This window comes from Achromobacter xylosoxidans (assembly GCF_001457475.1).
Lineage (GTDB): Bacteria > Pseudomonadota > Gammaproteobacteria > Burkholderiales > Burkholderiaceae_B > Achromobacter > Achromobacter xylosoxidans.
The window spans coordinates 6372118-6388205 of sequence record NZ_LN831029.1; the positions used below are offsets into that span (position 1 = coordinate 6372118).

Genomic DNA, 16088 nt, shown 5'->3' on the forward strand with positions numbered 1-16088 from the left:
CTGGACCGTCAAGGGTGTGTTCGGCAGGCGCTTACGCTGGGTCTTCTGTTGCATGACTTAGCTCTCGCGGCTATGTGGTTTCCGTGACGGATGTCCTGTACCTGCAATCGCGTGAGATCGCACGCTCGAAGCTTGCTATCAATTGCGAGATTGAACATCGCGAGTTCCCGGGTGTTCGAAGCCATCTGAAGTCTCATTCGAATTGCCCAAATTTCTCGGAGCTTTAGGGGCGGATTCTGCCCGGTGAGCTTTCCCTTGTTCCATGGCACACGACGGTCAACGGCGGCATTCGCGGATTCCATGACAATCTCCTTTTGAGTAAAGGGAGATTCAGTGTGCTCCTACGGAGGGGCGCTATCCGACCCGAAACGGACGCTCGAAAAGGCCAGATCTTCCGGCATGTGGCAAAGACCTTCGAAATCGGCTGTGCTCCCAATTCCTATTCGATCACCACGTAGAACGGATCGCTCTTGCCTAATAGGAAATCATCGGATCTTCGGATCAGGAAGGCCTCGACCATATGGACTCCTCGGTACGACAATCGCTCCCATCGAACCCATGGCTCATCTGAACGGTAGTAGTCGCCACGCAGTGCGTTGGCACGCCGCGCTACTTCATCCGTATTCGTCACACGCCATTCGACCTTATAGGTATCAGGGAACGGGAGCCCGAGATTGTTGCTGGCGTTGAAACGGACCCAGTACCCAGGCGGCGTGGGCGCGAGCGAGACGAACGGGCTGACTTGCCGCCCGAAGCGCTCTGTCCAGAGTTGCGCACCAACGTTCACCGTTAACCGTGTCCCGGCAGCCTCCCGCCATCGCGGACGGCGCATGTGCGGCAGGCGATCGAAGTCGCGGGGCAGCGCCTCCCGACCGATCTTCTTTACCAACGCGACCAGATCTGCCACGCCAGCCAACGCCGCGCTTCCCCGGACGGCGGACAGTGCAGCTTCACTGACTTTGCCGGCTTTCTCGACAGCCTCCCGAGTAGCAAAGTCTTCGCCAAACACACGCTGCCATTTCCCGATGCTTTCCTCTTTGTCTGGCTCATCGTAGGCGTCATCGATCCAACCACGGTACAGATTAATCTTCGCGCGGAAGTTTGAGTATTTGATATCGTCCCACGCACTGCTTTGAATCTCCTCGAACAATACGGGATTTCGCACCGTAGGTTTGCTTGGGTTGGCCTGCAGCCAGTCATCGAGGCGATCAACTAGCGTCTTGAGCGTCGTGGGGACATCGGTGAAGCCCACAGTCCCTTTGTCTGAGGCGTATACCTGCATTCCAAGCAAGGTCGTCAAGAGGAACGAGGGGCACGTGAAGTTCGTCTTGATGTCTCTGAGGTACTTTAGTAAACGGGTGACCTTGCGAAAACTGTTGTTCCCACAGATTCCATTGCGCTCAATCAGCCAATTGGTGTAATCGAGTGGGTTGGATTTTTCGAAGAGATTGGTATCGCGATTGCAAACCTCCCAAACGTCCGAATGAAGACGCTCTTTCACGCAGGGTGCCACGTCGATCTTGCGCTCGCCAACGTACTCAACGGTGATGCAATGCGAATAGCGCCTTATCTTGTCCTTGTACAGACCGAGCTTTCCCATCTCCGCATACAGCTCGTTGATGTAGTCCTTCGCCTCCCAGCCTGAGATCGGCCTCACGAAAACCAGCAGGTCCGCGTCGAAAGGATCTCCGGGCAGGGGTTTGATGATAGTTTTGTGAGCCCAAGACCCTTGCGCGGCAAAACCGACGATGGAAGGCTTCCAGTCAAGCCCTCGCACCGATTTCCTGATGGCCTCGATGCTGCATTCGAGCTGATCGAACCGCGTGCTGTTGAGGTTGACGGTGTCGTTCAGAAAGGCGTTGAAGTCTTGGACCAGTTTCATTTTTCTACCCACCTTCAGCGCGCATTGCCCGCTGCACGCAATTCGTTCACCCAGTGCTCTGCACCGGCATTCATCCGCTCCTCCATCTGCCTGCGCAACAGGTTGTAGACCCAGTCGAAGATCAACGGACTGGAGGCGCGGTGGTTGAAGATAGCATCTTGCAGCTCGCGCGACCGCATGCTGATCTCCTGTTCTGTTGCGCCACTGCGGGAATGGTCCCAGAGCTTCTTGACTTCATCGTTGAGCCGGTCTAATAGCTCACAGGTAGCTGCCTGCCGGTTGCACTCTCTGAGCGCCCAGATCAACACCGGCGTCATCGGAGCCAGCGTCGAAAGCACGAATGTCGTCATGGTGTAGTCGATCGCGAGCGAGGCGAAGCCAGCCACGGCACCCAGCACTACGCAGCCCGCCAAGAGAACGAACCTGTAGCGTTTGCGCAAAGCGCTGTCGTACCAGAGGTTGGTCCGCTGACACACCAGCCTTGCCAAATGCAGTGGCAGTTCTTTGACGGCGAGCGGATACCAATTGATCAGCCGTTGCTCGTCTTTGTCACTGAGCTTCTTGCATGCGTCGGCAAATACATCCTCAGGGTCTATCCGATTGCCAACCAAAAAGGCGTTCCAGTCCATCTGCAATATCGTGCAGTCGAAATCTTCCTGCAGCTTGGCCGCGCTCTTGAGCTGAGCACGGTGCCAGCGGTCAAGCAGCAGAACCTCCAGGAAGCCGAAGATAAGGGCGAAGAATGCAATGAACGGCTTCCCCGGGAGGAGATACGCGGACACGACTAAGCCGAGGATCGGGAATCCGAGCGAGATGGCAAAGCCCACGGCCTGGACGTTCTTAGCCCGCCGATAGATCAATGTCCTGGCGCGCAGCAAATTGAGCATTCGCGGCTCCAGCTGCTTCTTGTCGATTTCATTCATGTTGTCCCCCTTCTACTTGCACCATTTTTGAGATCCTATGATTCAATCATCGACGTCTCAAGCCCAACGCTTCCTGCGTTGCCGCGGATGCTCGCCGCCGCCGGCCCATACCCCTGTCGTCAACCAGTCCTCGAAATACCACAGCCACTCTGCGGTCCAGGCAATGTAGGTGTCGACCAGTTTCATCTGCGGGATCCATTCGCGCTGTTTGGGCCACCACAGACACAGCTTGGTGCCGGGACCATCGTTGGGGTAGATGTGCGGTAGCGTGGCTTCGTCGGCCAGGACCGTCAGGTCAGGACTGAGCACGAACATTTCTGGTAGACGTGAATCGGGTGTCAAGCGAAGCTCGCACTCATAAATGCGACCGAAATCGCTCGGTGCCAAGTGGAATCTATAGCGCAACGCGCGGCCTGACTGAAACACCAGACGGGCGCCTTCAAGAGAAAGAGCACGCAGTTCCATGGCTCTCTGAGCCAAGGTCGAAACGGGCGGCGCCGGATACTGTCTCATCAACGACCGAAATAAGTGTGCGGGCGCGCAGCGACACTGACCGGCGCGGCTGCGGCCGACGAGATCAGCGTTACCCGGCCCGCCGCGCGGTTGACTTGGCGTCGCTGGGTGTGGTCCTGCTGGATCGCGGCCGCAGAGCGGGGTCCGAACGCGCCCTCCAATACTTTGAGCAAGACATCCATGCCCTCATTATTCTCGATGGTCCGCAGGATGCGCCTTAGGTCATCGATGAGGCGTCGGTGCCACAAGAAAAAAGCTTCCTGCCTCGCGGGAGAATTCATGCTTGCCGCCAAGTTGTCCTTTGGGGCAGACGGGTTGGGCAAAAGCCATTCTTCGGAACCATCGGACCTCAGAATACGCTCGAAGTGCAGTGGCATCCGCTCAACGATATCTAGTAGCAATTCCAGGGGACTATCGTGTGGCTGCGGCGCCTCCACCGCATATGCCATAGCGGCCAACGTCGTCAGGAAGACTGAGGAAGGCGCCATGTCTGGGCTCCCTTGCGCAATGCCGAAGGCCACATTGCGATGCAGCTTCAGCAGTTGAACCAGCCGACACAGCAGTCGGTCGAACACCTCTTGAGCGTCGGGCAACGGCGTCACATCAGCACGCTTGACCGAATCCATCGCCGCCGCAAAGGTCGCAACGGCTGTGAAATTCGGAGAGATCGCGGCGGCGAGATCAAAATGCTCCGCGTACCCTCGCGGATTCGTGGAGTCGAAGAGCCGCAATTTACGGTCAGGGATGAGCCCGTGCGTCTCACCGAATGGGGCGGCCAACAATGGAGAGTCAATGACTGGAGCGATGTCGGCACACATGCCTTCCGCGTACTCGAGTGTCGCGCAACGCTCCCAGCGGCGTAGCCGGAGCCCATGCGCATCGGCGTAGCGGGACAAGGCGCGATGCAAACGGTCGAGCAGCACAGTTGGCCCTCGCTCGCCCTCGTACTGGGGACGCGCGCCTGACGCCAAACGCGCGATCAAATCGATGTCGAAGCCCTCCCGCGAGCCGTCCCGCGGCCGAACGATTGTGCCCAACTGTCGAGAGCCATGGGCGTGGATCTGGATCAGGTCGCCCCGAAACTCAGGGCAAGCCGAAAGAAATTCACCGGTGCTGTTGTATGAGCGCTCCAGCGCGCTCAACTGGGTGGGCGTTGGTTCGTGGGCCTGAGCGATGGCATCCACTAGGTGGAAGAAGCGCGCCGACGACCGTATGGAAATGCGAGGGCGCTGAGGAAGAGTCACAGGTTCGCGGATCAAAGGAACTCCTTGAACTTCTTGTTGATGGCTGCCAGCTTCACCTGGACTCGCCCAAGCTCAACGTTTGTGCTTAGTGGGGTCTACCAGCTTGTAGCCTTGGCCCGGCCGCGGCGTCGGTGGCAGCGGCTTGCCCTTCACGCCTGTCACTTCATTGCCGGTGCCTGGGTTCTTGTACTGACCGGACTTCGGTGCCGGCGTACCGGGCTTCAACGTCTTGCTCATGGTCGTCCCCTTTCAGGATCGGTTGGTTGGTTGCGATATTCCGGCCTTGGGCCTCTCCCCCTCTGGCCGTGTTACCAAATTGGGGTTGCGCAGTAAGTTCGGAATAATCACAATAAAAATTGTGGACTCCCGAACTTCTGGAGTCAAGTATTTTTTTTACCGAAAGTCCGAACAAGTATGCCAACACTGGGTGAAAAGGTCCGCACATTGCGGAAGAAAGCAGGCTTGACGATGGAAAAATTCGCCGAGCAGATCGGTGCGTCCAAGTCCTCCGTATGGGAGCTGGAAAACAAGGATAAGGCCCGCCCGTCCGCAGATCGGATCAATGAGGTTGCGAAGGTCCTGGGCGTGACGCCCGAATTCCTGATGAATGACGACGTCGCCGAGCCCACGATCGATGTGGCCGACGAAGCCTTCTTTCGCAAGTACCAGTCGTTAGACGACGGGGTAAAGCAGCAGTTGCAGGAGATCCTCAGCGTCCTCGACAAGAAGGCTGGGTCTTGAATCAGATGCTTTCTCCAGCGCGAGAGGCGATCAAGATGGCGCAGCTATGGCGCGCCGTCCATGGCCTCACGTTCCCAATCAACGCGGGAGCATTGGCCCAGGAATGGTCCAGGAATGTAGCGCCGGAGGCGCCCATTGGGGAGCTGCAGGCTAGAGAGTTGAAAGGCTTCGAGGGCGGATTGTTCTGGCTGAAAGAGAGAAAAGTTTGGGCGCTGCTGTACCACCCGCACCCCGACCTGCCAGGACGGTCCAACTTCACCGTTGCGCATGAGTTCGGGCACTACGTCTTGCATCGCAAACTGCAAGAGGCATTTCAGTGCTCCCAAAGTGCAACATTGGGCATCACGGGGGCCAGGATCGAACGGGAGGCAGACCAGTTTGCGTCGTACCTGCTCATGCCTATCGACGACTACACCCAACTGGTGCACGGCCGTCGGATCACTCTTGATCTCCTGGGACAGTGCGCCGACCGTTACGGCGTCTCTCTGACGGCTGCAATCCTCAAGTGGTTGGAGTTCACTGATCAGGCTGCCGTTGCCGTCATGGGGCGGGAAGGGATGCTGCACTGGTGGAAGGCCAGTAGCAGTGCGAAGAAATATACATTTGGAGCGCTGCATGAGGGTATGGAACTGCCTTCGGGCTCGCTTGCTGTGAGTCCAGACCAAGCACTATCCACGGCGGATTATCGCGCGGGCGTGGAGCACCCTCCCGGCGTCTGGCCTATCAGGCTGCCTTTGCGCGAGATGCTCGTACTCTCCGACCGGTACGACATGTCCATTTCTCTGTTGGTTCTTGACGCACCTGGGGTGGAACATCCAGATGCGCCGGACGAAGATATGACAAACAATCTGCCTTCGTTCTAACTCTCACCTTCAGCAGATCAGGTAAAGAGCTCGGGCCATTTATCGCTTCAGAGCCGACACTCATTTGATTTTAATGAATGTCCGTTTTTGGCCGATTCTGTTGAAAAACTCCTTCCAGTGACACTCGACTACGTTCTTGAGAGTGCTTCACCCCTTGCCCGGGATGAGATCGTTGATCTGGCGCCGATCTGGAGGGTCCATTTTTCGATCCTGGTGCGATGGCGCGCGGAGATCGAGTTTTTCAACAGAATCGGCCGAAACCGGCCTTCAGAAGAAATGGATTTAGTCTCAGAAGCGCACCTGCGCGCTTCGAGATTTCGGACGGCGGGGTCCGAGGTGTGATGTTTTTGCACTTTGGCAATCACCCAGCAGCTCCAGCTTTGTTGATCTAAAACCCCAGGTTAGGTGAAGTTTTGCTAGCAAAATCCCAACTTGAGTGACGCGATGAGACCAAAGTCAATGAAGAATTTCTCTTAATTCATTGTTTAAAGTGCAATCGTGCAATCGCGCTGCTTTTCTCGCTGTCGGACTCCGTCCGACGTGTCACGTATTCCAAACTAGATGACGCAAATCTCCAGTTGGATGAATTTCAACTCCAAAAGCGCCCTATCGTCCAGGACCTTCGAGTTCTCTCACGACGTCTAGAAAATCCAGCTCCGTATAGGCCATGGACGTTCGAACATCGCCATGCCGCATGGCCTTAGCGATAATTCGGACGTCAATCCCACGCAAGGTAAGCTGGCGACCGAAAGTGTGTCGAAGCCAATGTGTCGACGCACGATCCAGCAACGCGGCCTCGGAATCGCGGCCCGCTTCGCGCAGCGATTTTGCACAGTGAACAAACGCGCCACACACAATGTCCCAAAGTGTCGCGCGACGGCGCACCTCTGCCCACAGCCGTTGACTTCGCCGCCCCACCACAGACTGCGGCGCTCGGCCTGCCCCATCCGACCTTCGCGTCCGCGTGGATAAGATCAGCGCGGTGGAGTCGCCGCACACGGGCTCTGGCGGAAAGCCAAACGCATATCTGTACGCGCGAAGATCGTCCATTACCTGAGCTGGGACAGCAACACGTCCGGCTTTGCCACCCTTGCCGTGTTTCACCAACAAGGACCAATGCACACGTCCAGTTTTTGGATCCGCATACAACTCCACGTCGCCCATGTTGGCTAACACAACTTCACTTGCGCGCATCCCCGTGAATTGCAACAGGCGAATGACAAATCGATCCCGCAGAAACATCAGCTTCTTCTCGACTGACGTGCGTGGAATCTGCCCCATAAAGTCCAGCACTTCTTCGATCAGATCGGGCGGCACCGCATGCCGGCGTGGCGCGTCACGCGCGACTCCCCCGCCGCTTCCGATCGACGCCATGGGATTGGCTCGGCGGTACCCTGCCTCAAACCAAAATTTGAGCAGCGCATGTAAGACCTTCTGTGAGTTCGCCAGCGCCGATGCTCCAAGCCTGGCTCGAAACGGGGTCCAGTCGGTATCCCCGACTCGCGCGGCGCGTCGGCCGCAGATATGGTCACCCGATCTGTCTCGCAGAAAATCGAGATAACGCGTCACGTCGGGAATGCACCAACGCCCTGGACCATCCGAACCGACCAACTGGCAGTACCACTGGATGCGGGCAATTTCGCGTCGATAGTTCGCCAAAGTATGGTGGCTTACGGGCGGCCGTCGGGCGGCAAGCACTTGAATCCAACGCTCGGCCGCTTCCCAGTCGTCGCGAACAGCTCCCAGAACGCATAGAGAGCCCTCAGGGTCGCCCGCAACGAGCGGAGAAGGGGTTGCCACGAGAACAGTCATCGCGCGGCTCCTGCGGCCCCTAAAGCGGCCCGACGATACGAGTCCAGCAGAGCTTGCTCTTCCTTCCTGAGCGCCTCCAGACCTTCATAGCGCTCTCGCCATAGGCGGCCTTCTGCTCGTGCGGCCTCGATCGCGCGCAAGGCGAACGCCCGTCCACCTTTCTCCGCTTCTGTGACGTGCGTCACTGTGTTCACCAGCTCCGCCAACTTATCAGCCATAGCGTTGAGCGCACGCTCGGCACTATCCACCTCGCCCTGGGCGCGCGACAGCTCACAACTCTGCTGCATCATCGCAGCTTCGAGCCGAGCGACATCAGCTTCTAACAGCCGGCGCCGCCCGCGATGCTCCTCCAACTCCACTGCAAGCAGCCGAACCGCAGTCGGATCCTCCTGCCGGGGAGCTGCCGCCGCGGCGGGCGGCGCAGTAGCAGTGCTGGGCACCAGTTCACCCGCCTGCGCCGGCGAGCTTGCGAAAGATCTTTGCACGCCGACCAGGACCGACAAAATGGTCGCGGTGGATGGTCTTCGCGACGGAGCGTAGGCGCGCAAGATCCGCTGGTACGTTGGCACGCCATACAAGCGACCCGTGACGTCCAACATTACTCGTATCAGCCCATCAAGAAGTGCGCGGTTATCCGAAGCGGTCGGATAGGCAACCTGCAAATAGCCTATCGCCTTCATGATTTTCCTGGCATGGTCATCCGTTAGCTGAAATGACGGCCTACCCATTTCCACTGCCCCCTGAAGTATCAATCATGAAAATCGTCATACTTATTACGGGCTGACTGCACTACCGTACACACCGCGCAGTGTGTACGCTAAACAGCGAATACCGCACCTACAGGTTCTGCAGTGCTAAACAGCAGCCTGCAGGCCGTCCAAACGCTGGCGTCGCTCGACCGCGAGAGTCACGTCCATCATCCCGTCCACAAGCTGCCGTAGTGCCGCAACGTCAAGACTGGCAGTAACTGCCTCCCCGCATGCCCCAACCCCCAAGTCAATAGATAAGCTGGCTTTTGGCACTTGAAGGCTGTCATAGTGGTCAAAGTTCAGAGACACACGCCCTATGGTTCCAATAGCTGCCCTGAAAGGCACGTCCACCCTAATTCGACGCATGACCTTTCTCCCATTCGAAATGACGGCATTTAGGGAACTTGCTGCAGCCTAGAAAGCGCCTGGGCGACGTGCTCGAAGCCCGGCTCACGAGCTTTCCCGAGCCGCAAGTCGGGCACGCCGCTCCGGCAGCGCCACCGGGCGCCTCACGGCTGGCAGATAGCTGCAACGCCTCCGCGACCGGCATGGATGCCGTGACCGTCGCCGTGCGAACGCCTGGCTTTCCGCCATCGTCGGGCTGAGTGTGCTTGCACTGCGGATAAGCTGAACATCCCCAAAAGGCTCCCTTCGAGCTCTGCCGCAGGCGCAGCGGTTGCCGGCAAAGCGGGCACGGATAGCGCTTCTGCGTACCACCGAGCGTCACACCGGCGCCCGTATTGGCGTCACCTCTGGCCTCGAATTCAAACTCCAGACGCCACTCTGCATTTACCTTGAGCTTGGCACTGAACAGTCGCTTCGTCTTGCTGACGAAGCCTTCCAGCAGCCCCGTTTTCCCATCGATGTACAGAACAGTCAGCTCTGCGTCGGAAAGTTCGCGTCCTGCCACCAATCTAACCTGGCGAAACCCACATTCTGCGCTGCACGAGACTTGTAGCGTGCCCGCCTGCAGCGGCGCCTGACACTTTGGGCATGGCGCTGCAAGCCTGGTCTTTGGCGTCGCAGGGGCGGCCGCGGCCCTGGCCTTCAATGTCTCAACCAGGCGACGTGCAAACTGAGCGGTTTCGGTCATGAAGCGCGATCGGTCGTACTGGGCGCGCTCCATAAGTCGCAGTTTGCTTTCCCAATCCCCGGTCATCCTGGGCGAAGTCAATTCTTCAAGTCCGTTGGATTCCAAGAACTGCACAAGCTGAATGCCCTTGTCGGTGGGCACGAGATGCTGCTCCTTTCCCTCCCGCCGCAAATAGGGTTCAATCGGTCGTTTGGCACGATCATGATCCGCTAGGAGTACTTCGATAATGGCCGCGCGAGTGGCGGGCGTTCCAAGCCCTCGCTCTCGCATCGCCTCTCTCAGATCATCGTCCTCCAACAACTTTCCAGCGGTCTCCATTGCCCCCAGCAACGTGGCTTCGTTAAACCGGGCGGGCGGCTTCGTCTTCTGCGCCACGAGCTTCACGCCGCGATTCGCCGCGCCTTCGCCTTGCACCAATGGGCAAAGTGATGTGGAATCGTCCTCCGGATCAAGGTCTCGCCCATAGACCGCCATCCATCCAGCCTCTTGAAGCACTCGGCCCGTGGCCGTGAACTCGTGCCCTGCCATGACTGTCGTTCGCTCGGTCTTAGCGTAGACCGCGGGCGGGTGAAAGGCAGCCAGGAACCGTCGCACGACCAGGTCGAAAACCTTAGCTTCGCCTTCGGTCAGGCCTTCCGGAAGCTTCCCAGTTGGAATAATGGCGAAGTGATCGGAGATCTTCGCATTGTTGAAGATCCGCTTGTCCGGGCGCACCCAGCTATTGGCAATGATCCGTCCAGCATGCTCGCCGTACGCACCCACAGAGAGCGTCTCCATTACTGAGGCAGCTTTCCCCACATAGTCCTCCGGAAGCGCATTGGAGTCTGTGCGCGGGTAAGTTACAGCTTTGTGCTTCTCGTATAAGGCCTGGGTCAAGTCCAACGTTTTCTTGGCGGAGAATTTGAACCGCTTGTTGGCCTCACGCTGAAGCGTCGTCAAGTCGAACAACTTAGGCGGAGCGCTTGTTACTGCCTTGAACTCATCTCGCACCGTGGAGGGCTCCGCAGCGCGGCATCGTGCGTGCAGGGCCTCGGCCGCGGATTTGTCCCATATGCGGTGAGTCGTGTCGCCAGAGTCCCCCGAGTCGATAGACGGACCGCGCCAACGCGCGACATATTCGCCCGCCTGCACGGCGAAAGTCGCATGCAGTTCCCAGTATGGCCGCGGCACAAAGGAGCGAATGGCAAGCTCCTGGTGAACAACAATCGCGAGCGTCGGCGTCTGGACTCGCCCCAGCGAATTCCGCTCGCGTCGATCGGTCAGCACTTCAACCAATGCAGATACCGCTCTTGAACCATTAATGCCAACCAGCCAATCCGCCTCGGACCGGCTGCGCGCCGCATCGCCCAACCTGGCGAAGGCTGAGGCCGGCCGAAGCCCCTTGTAGGCCTCGCGGATCGCCGCAGGAGTCATGGACTGAATCCACATCCGATACACCGGCTTCTGCGCCTTGTGAAACTCATAAATCAGATTGAAGATCAGCTCACCTTCACGGCCCGCGTCGCAAGCGTTGACCACCGAGATCACATCCGGGCGTGCAATCAGCTTCCCGAGCAGCTTGAGCTGGTCGACCGTTCCGGGGATAGGACTCAGCACAAATCGGTCGGGAATGCGGGGAAGGCCACCGAACCCACCAGCAGGCTGACCAGGATCGGGGTCGGCAATCTGAACTAAGTGCCCTATGCCAGAGCTGACAACAAACTGCTCACCTTCCAGCCAGTTCCCGGCCTGACGGCACCCACCAAGCGCCGCAGCGATATCGCGAGCGACAGAGGGCTTCTCAGCGATTATGAGGGTCTTCGTCATTTCCGCTCCTGAGGGATACGTCGCGGCCAGTTCGTGCGCTTTCCATTCATTCGCAAGAAGGACGCCCGCGTCATTTCCTCGCGGCCCAACCGTCGAACAACCGAAAGCAAGTTCCAGGTGCCGAAGCAGAGCACGTACCCGAGGACATAAGCGATGAGGGCCATGTTGAAGGGATGTGCGGCAAACCCGGCAAGACCCTCATGCCCAGACTCGCCGCCAGACACGAAATAGGCGATAAGGTTTGCGAAAAGCACACCAGAGCAGAAAAGAGCCAGAACGCGCCACCACCGGCGCGGCGCTCCCATCGCAGCGATGCGCCCCTTCCTCGCCAGGGCGGCAGTCCCGAGAACAGTCTCAAGAGTGGCTAGGCGCACGCGCGCCAAATACTGACCAATAAAGTTACGCATGGCCCGCCCCTATGCGGCCCGGGCCATTGGACTTGCCGCCATGCCTTTGAGCACCACCACTCCACCGCCCAGCCTAAGCAAGTCCTCAACCTTCCGCTTGGCCTCTTGAAGGCTGTAGGCGACATCCGTCTTATCGGCCGTCTGCCACCAGTACCCCACCGAGCCAATCACGTCGACTCTGCCCACCACTCGCTGCTCTTTCCCGACACGCAGGACGTACGACTCGCGAAACTGCTCCCACTTCGGCCTTCTCGTGCTGATACGCATATCAATGTCCTCCACGTCAGAGGTGGCGGAGCCACCCCCGACCGATCGAATAATGGTTAGAGAGCGGTCGGCGCCGCCTCGGTAGCTCGGGGTGCTTCCGGCTGCGCCTTGGCGCGGTACTGCACGGCTTCAATCCGCTGAAGGCCCAGGGTGACTTTCTCGGCGTCCATGCACATGCCGGCCTCTGCCTGACCGCTTTGCTCGTTGATCCATGGCCGCACATATGCGGCCCCGACCACGCTGACGGCTGCCCCAACCCGCACCACCTCGTACACCCGCTTTGCAGTTCCCTCATGCCAGATGGTCACTTGGACGGGAAACGTCCGTGAGTCGTCCTGCACGTACCCCCCATTGCCATCAGATTTGTATTCCGAGCACATCACTCGGAGCTCGCAAATTTGGCGATCATCACCCTTCACCTTGACGGTCTTCAGCACTGGATTCACCAGAACATTTCCGCCCATCTCGCTTCTCATAGCCATTTCAATGCTCCAAAAAAGTTGATCCTCGTAGAACTCTCTTACCGCGTGGACAGGGTCGTTCGCCCGTTTCGGCAGCTTCAAGATTGCTGGTTTCGTTCATAGGTTCTTGTGTTTTGCTGCAAAACGGCGCGCGGCACCAAGTTTCCAGCCCGTTGGCGCAGCGCACCATTTCGCAAGTACGATTCCACTTGGTCGACGGCTTGGCGCAGCACGCTTTCAAGCGCGTTCAATTCCATCGCGCGAACGTCGCAGTTGCGGAAGTGCTCCACGACCGATGGCGGGAGCGTCTCCAAGATTCCTGCCAGCGCTTCAAATCGCACGTAGCGCGCATGGCCTCGAATGCACCAACGCAACCGCGCCCGTCCCAGCGCCCCGCGGCCACGCTCTTCTACTAGGCGCAAGTAGCAGCCGACTTCGAATCTGGTGGTATCCAGCGCCAGATCGCTCATGGCATCCCTTGCCTGCGCCACCGAATCAGCGAACTGCCGCGACAGGGAGCGGAACGCTCCCTTACCCTTAAAGGCTTTTATGTCCACGGATACGGACGAGCACGAGAACGATGGGACACTGGCGACCGCTCGCGCACCCTCCAGCCCGGAAGGTGACGGCAAACCTGTCATGCTGGTGAGACCATCTGCGACAGACTTTGGCGACATGAGCGTCTCCATCTAGGTCAGAAGGTTCTTGTCGACGCCTGTAGCAACTGCATCCGCTAGCGGCACCGCATCCAACAGTCGCAATTCGGCAGCAGATAGATTTAGCCGGCGCTTCGTATGGCGAGGAGCCTCCTCACCCATGAACACCGGCTTGGGCACCTCCCCGAATATGGCTTTCACGGCGCTCACGCGCTGCTGGGCTGACGCTTCTGCTCCCGCGACAAAGTCGACGCGACTTAGGGTGACGAGCTCGTCCTTCATCAGATACTTCTGCCAGTACAGAACGCGTTCAAAGACGCTCCGACATTTGTGCTTGACGGCCTGCAGTAGCGCATGACCTTGGCGTCCCGAAACTAGGTCGCGACGTTGAGCACTCTTCAACACTCGTGTGAAGTAGTCGACTTCCACGATGAGTAGCGCCACCATATAGCCATAGGGCGAGGCGAAGCCGAGCTGCATTTGCGCGGGCTCCCGGGACTGCAAAACCGAGTACGCGAGGCCCTTGGCTCTCATCTCGTCCAGCTTCAACAGCAGTTGCCCTTGTTCGGATTTGATGTATGCGCGCACTTCCTCAATGCGGGCCTTCGTTTCGACCAGAGCCCAGTCTGCATAGGGATTGTCATTCGACGACAGCGACCAAAGGGATCGAAGTGCTGCCGCAACACGCTTTCCACCCGCAATCGGAGCGCCGGGCTTGCCGGGCTCGACCGCCTTTCCCATAAACAGCCGAAGGGCCTCCAGCGTGTGAAGAGACATAACGTCCTGGCTCTCGGCGACCAGCGACGGCAACGTCTTTATCTGGCGCGCCTCAGAACTCCCAACCAAGGGGTCGGCGCCGGCACGCGCTTCATGGGCCTGACGCATACGCGTAAATTCGGCCTCGCGCTCGTAGTAGAGTTGCAAGCGCCCGAAGAGAGGATGGGCCGGGTCGGGGTCATCGTCGTTGAGGAGGGAGCCCAGTATGCGGCGCTCACCGTCGAGGTCGTAACGATCGGGAAATGGGGAGTTGTCCGCCGTCGCAAATGCGGACAGGGAAGAATCAACCGCCGTTTTTTTCGGTGCCATCAGGCGCTTCTCCGTTGTTGAATGTGTTTATGGGTGATGCTGGCCCGCATCGTTAGGAAATTGCTCCAGGGCGACAGCGTGGTCGCGAATGTCAATTTCCTTGTCGACCTGTTTTGCTGCAAAACACTCATGGCCGAGCCCTCCGCTCCGCCATCACCGCGCGTAGCTCTGCGATTCGGGCGCGTCCCTCTTCCTTCGACGAAGGCTGAGGACCCGGGCAGGCCTTCGCCGCCACCACAGCCTCCGCCGCCCGCACCGAGGCGGAAACCGCAACCAGGTTGCGACGACGCTGTTCTTCAAGATGGGCAAGCTCGGGCACGAATCGTCCTTGCTGGGCCAGGAGAACCAGTCGCCTCAGGTATCCGAGCGGGTTCTCCACAGATTGCCGTCTTGCTCGCGCGCCAAACTCGTCGAGCAGGGTTTGCCGGACAGCAGTTGGCGCGTAGCCAAGAATCGTGATCGCGCCCTGCCTGCTCTCTTGCGGAAGCACGTCTGGCCACAGAAGGGAGTCCAAATCAACCACCACTGACTCGTTTCGCTGCAAAACGGCCTCCCGTGCGCGCGCGTGGGTTGTGGTCGTTGCTGTATTCGGACCTGTAGTCGTATCCCTTATAGAAGTGGACGAATCTGGCAAACTGCTATGCATGTTTCCAGCAATCTGCAATGTACGAATCCCACAATCTGATATTTCCGGTTTGGCATTACCAGTTTGTCGGTTTCGTACATTGGCAGGCGCGGGGCCCGCTTGCGGCATAGTCTGCCCCGGCTCGCCCCTAGACATTTGGAATGCCTGGTGGCGCCGCGTGGTCGCCAAACCTTCCACCTCAGCCCTCTTTCGGGCTGCTGCTTGAGATGCGAACTGTGCTTCCAGAAGCTTGCAGAGCAGTGCGGGATCTACTTGCGTGTAAACGCGCTTGGCGCCGCGGTTCAGGTAGAACTCCTGTACGAGACCTAGCTCTTTCAGCTTATCCTTGGCGTTCTCCAACGAGCGTCTATTCAGCGCGAGATCCTCTTGCCAGTTGAGTGCGGTCAGGCTGAACCAGGGATACCCGGACTCGACGGACTTGCGCTGAAGCTGGAGCAGTCGCGACAGAAGTAGACCGGCGTTCACTCCGCCGGTCACGTCTGCCAGGATGCGGTGATACGCCGTAGTTGGCCCGAGCAGATCCCGCACCGCGCGCTCAGGCGCGCGCATGAACTCAAATGTGAGTTCGACAGGAAGGGCCTCCTTCCTGCACACCTCCAAGGCCCTCGCTATGTTCGGAAGGTTCATTCGATACCACAACGTGGCTGGCCGGCCCGCCAATGTCTCCTCTACGAAGCCGAGATTGCGGAGCCTGCGGCGCGCGGTGTCGAGCTCCGCGCGCGACAGGCCTGTCTCAAGCCACCACTGCTGCTGAGTTTTAAAGATCCAGCCGTTGGTTTGAGCTACGTCTCGTCCGGTTCGCGTCCAATGCGCGAGCTGGGACAGTACGATCGCCGCCTTCGGATTCCCGGTCATACGTGCCAAGAACAGTCCAAAGGCGATAGGCCGGCTCCGCTTCAGGGCCAGCCAAAGTCGGTCGTAGGCGATGTTGGTCGACAT

The 16088-nt window shown here is 58.7% G+C and carries 16 protein-coding genes and 1 pseudogene; 2 read left to right on the forward strand and 15 right to left on the reverse strand.

What is annotated here, in order from left to right:
* Window positions 1-33 precede the first annotated feature (33 nt).
* The 6 genes and pseudogenes from AT699_RS32345 to AT699_RS32045 all read right to left on the reverse strand — a co-directional run.
* A pseudogene (locus AT699_RS32345) lies at window positions 34-302 on the reverse strand (site-specific integrase); the annotation flags it as partial.
* 137 nt (window positions 303-439) lie between these two features.
* A complete protein-coding gene (locus AT699_RS28710) occupies window positions 440-1882 on the reverse strand; it encodes an SMODS domain-containing nucleotidyltransferase (protein WP_058207528.1) in 1443 nt (480 codons plus the stop codon).
* A gap of 14 nt (window positions 1883-1896) precedes the next feature.
* Window positions 1897-2805, reverse strand: a complete 909-nt coding sequence (locus AT699_RS28715; protein WP_058207529.1) for an S-4TM family putative pore-forming effector — start codon at window positions 2803-2805, stop codon at window positions 1897-1899.
* Window positions 2806-2862: 57 nt separating this feature from the next.
* The gene (locus AT699_RS28720) at window positions 2863-3270 is read right to left on the reverse strand and encodes a hypothetical protein (protein ID WP_232254256.1); all 408 of its coding nucleotides are present in this window, start codon (window positions 3268-3270) and stop codon (window positions 2863-2865) included.
* Between the two features lie 47 nt (window positions 3271-3317).
* Window positions 3318-4577 carry a nucleotidyltransferase domain-containing protein gene (locus AT699_RS28725; protein ID WP_058207531.1) on the reverse strand — a complete coding sequence of 420 codons (1260 nt, stop codon included), beginning with the start codon at window positions 4575-4577 and terminating at the stop codon, window positions 3318-3320.
* Window positions 4578-4634: 57 nt separating this feature from the next.
* The gene (locus tag AT699_RS32045) at window positions 4635-4799 is read right to left on the reverse strand and encodes a hypothetical protein (RefSeq protein ID WP_169818058.1); all 165 of its coding nucleotides are present in this window, start codon (window positions 4797-4799) and stop codon (window positions 4635-4637) included.
* Window positions 4800-5030: 231 nt separating this feature from the next.
* Between AT699_RS32045 and AT699_RS28730 the strand changes: the two genes are divergently transcribed.
* Both AT699_RS28730 and AT699_RS28735 read left to right on the forward strand, forming a co-directional pair.
* Window positions 5031-5303: a helix-turn-helix domain-containing protein gene (locus tag AT699_RS28730; protein ID WP_232254255.1), complete on the forward strand. Its 273-nt coding sequence runs from the start codon at window positions 5031-5033 to the stop codon at window positions 5301-5303.
* A 5-nt stretch (window positions 5304-5308) separates the two neighbouring features.
* Window positions 5309-6166 (forward strand): ImmA/IrrE family metallo-endopeptidase, encoded by an 858-nt coding sequence (locus tag AT699_RS28735; protein ID WP_058207533.1) that lies wholly within the window; start codon window positions 5309-5311, stop codon window positions 6164-6166.
* Window positions 6167-6772: 606 nt separating this feature from the next.
* Here AT699_RS28735 and AT699_RS32350 read toward each other — a convergent pair.
* From AT699_RS32350 to AT699_RS28770, 9 genes are all read right to left on the reverse strand, one after another.
* Window positions 6773-7978 (reverse strand): tyrosine-type recombinase/integrase, encoded by a 1206-nt coding sequence (locus AT699_RS32350; protein ID WP_232254254.1) that lies wholly within the window; start codon window positions 7976-7978, stop codon window positions 6773-6775.
* A complete protein-coding gene (locus AT699_RS28740; RefSeq protein WP_232254253.1) occupies window positions 7975-8658 on the reverse strand; it encodes a hypothetical protein in 684 nt (227 codons plus the stop codon). The genes AT699_RS32350 and AT699_RS28740 overlap by 4 nt, the downstream gene beginning before the upstream one ends.
* Before the next feature lie 421 nt (window positions 8659-9079).
* Entirely contained in the window at window positions 9080-11626 is a 2547-nt protein-coding gene (locus AT699_RS28745; RefSeq protein ID WP_054485445.1) for a DNA topoisomerase, read from the reverse strand.
* Window positions 11623-12033, reverse strand: coding sequence for a hypothetical protein (locus tag AT699_RS28750; RefSeq protein WP_006224637.1), 411 nt, complete (start codon window positions 12031-12033; stop codon window positions 11623-11625). Before AT699_RS28750 ends, AT699_RS28745 begins: the two co-directional genes overlap by 4 nt.
* 9 nt (window positions 12034-12042) lie before the next feature.
* Window positions 12043-12300, reverse strand: coding sequence for a hypothetical protein (locus AT699_RS28755; RefSeq protein ID WP_006224638.1), 258 nt, complete (start codon window positions 12298-12300; stop codon window positions 12043-12045).
* Window positions 12301-12356: 56 nt separating this feature from the next.
* Complete coding sequence (locus AT699_RS28760) at window positions 12357-12863, reverse strand: single-stranded DNA-binding protein (protein WP_006224639.1); 507 nt, start codon at window positions 12861-12863, stop codon at window positions 12357-12359.
* A complete protein-coding gene (locus AT699_RS31785; RefSeq protein WP_006224640.1) occupies window positions 12860-13231 on the reverse strand; it encodes a hypothetical protein in 372 nt (123 codons plus the stop codon). Before AT699_RS31785 ends, AT699_RS28760 begins: the two co-directional genes overlap by 4 nt.
* 219 nt (window positions 13232-13450) lie before the next feature.
* The gene (locus AT699_RS28765; protein WP_006224641.1) at window positions 13451-14503 is read right to left on the reverse strand and encodes a PFL_4669 family integrating conjugative element protein; all 1053 of its coding nucleotides are present in this window, start codon (window positions 14501-14503) and stop codon (window positions 13451-13453) included.
* A 127-nt stretch (window positions 14504-14630) separates the two neighbouring features.
* Complete coding sequence (locus AT699_RS28770) at window positions 14631-16088, reverse strand: hypothetical protein (protein WP_006224642.1); 1458 nt, start codon at window positions 16086-16088, stop codon at window positions 14631-14633.

Bases quoted from the DNA above. Each gene is read 5' to 3' on its own strand.
- AT699_RS28710 (WP_058207528.1), bottom strand. From the start codon at position 1,882: ATGAAACTGGTCCAAGACTTCAACGCCTTTCTGAACGACACCGTCAAC.
- AT699_RS28715 (WP_058207529.1), bottom strand. From the start codon at position 2,805: ATGAATGAAATCGACAAGAAGCAGCTGGAGCCGCGAATGCTCAATTTG.
- AT699_RS28720 (WP_232254256.1), bottom strand. From the start codon at position 3,270: ATGGAACTGCGTGCTCTTTCTCTTGAAGGCGCCCGTCTGGTGTTTCAG.
- AT699_RS32045 (WP_169818058.1), bottom strand. From the start codon at position 4,799: ATGAGCAAGACGTTGAAGCCCGGTACGCCGGCACCGAAGTCCGGTCAG.
- AT699_RS28730 (WP_232254255.1), top strand. From the start codon at position 5,031: ATGGAAAAATTCGCCGAGCAGATCGGTGCGTCCAAGTCCTCCGTATGG.
- AT699_RS28735 (WP_058207533.1), top strand. From the start codon at position 5,309: ATGCTTTCTCCAGCGCGAGAGGCGATCAAGATGGCGCAGCTATGGCGC.
- AT699_RS32350 (WP_232254254.1), bottom strand. From the start codon at position 7,978: ATGACTGTTCTCGTGGCAACCCCTTCTCCGCTCGTTGCGGGCGACCCT.
- AT699_RS28740 (WP_232254253.1), bottom strand. From the start codon at position 8,658: ATGAAGGCGATAGGCTATTTGCAGGTTGCCTATCCGACCGCTTCGGAT.
- AT699_RS28745 (WP_054485445.1), bottom strand. From the start codon at position 11,626: ATGACGAAGACCCTCATAATCGCTGAGAAGCCCTCTGTCGCTCGCGAT.
- AT699_RS28750 (WP_006224637.1), bottom strand. From the start codon at position 12,033: ATGCGTAACTTTATTGGTCAGTATTTGGCGCGCGTGCGCCTAGCCACT.
- AT699_RS28755 (WP_006224638.1), bottom strand. From the start codon at position 12,300: ATGCGTATCAGCACGAGAAGGCCGAAGTGGGAGCAGTTTCGCGAGTCG.
- AT699_RS31785 (WP_006224640.1), bottom strand. From the start codon at position 13,231: ATGAGCGATCTGGCGCTGGATACCACCAGATTCGAAGTCGGCTGCTAC.
- AT699_RS28765 (WP_006224641.1), bottom strand. From the start codon at position 14,503: ATGGCACCGAAAAAAACGGCGGTTGATTCTTCCCTGTCCGCATTTGCG.
- AT699_RS28770 (WP_006224642.1), bottom strand. From the start codon at position 16,088: ATGTCGACCAACATCGCCTACGACCGACTTTGGCTGGCCCTGAAGCGG.